A 288-nucleotide genomic window follows, 5' to 3' on the forward strand; every position below is an offset into this window, starting at 1 on the left:
GGGTTCGGCTGGAACTTCATCAAGGCGGGCTTCGGCGAGTGAGGCAAAAAGATGCAGACCGACCTGTCGGACGGCGTCCGCGATCTTGCCATGCAAGGTATCTTCTATCCCAAGCGCGTCTCCATCATGGGCGCCTCCTACGGCGGCTACGCGGCCTTGGCCGGCGCGACTCTGGACAAGGGCGTCTATCGCTGCGCCGTCTCAGTGGCCGGCCCGTCCGACCTGCAGCCCATGCTGGCGACGGACCGAGAGCTGCACAATGGCGAACGCTCGTCAGCTCAACGCTAT

Annotated in this window: 1 pseudogene; it reads left to right on the plus strand. The window is 64.2% G+C overall.

Features of this window, described 5'->3' with window-relative positions:
• A pseudogene (locus tag EIK80_RS25625) lies at window positions 1-288 on the plus strand (alpha/beta hydrolase family protein); the annotation flags it as partial.

The sequence above is a fragment of the Caulobacter sp. 602-1 genome (assembly GCF_003931565.1).
Classification (GTDB): Bacteria; Pseudomonadota; Alphaproteobacteria; order Caulobacterales; family Caulobacteraceae; genus Caulobacter.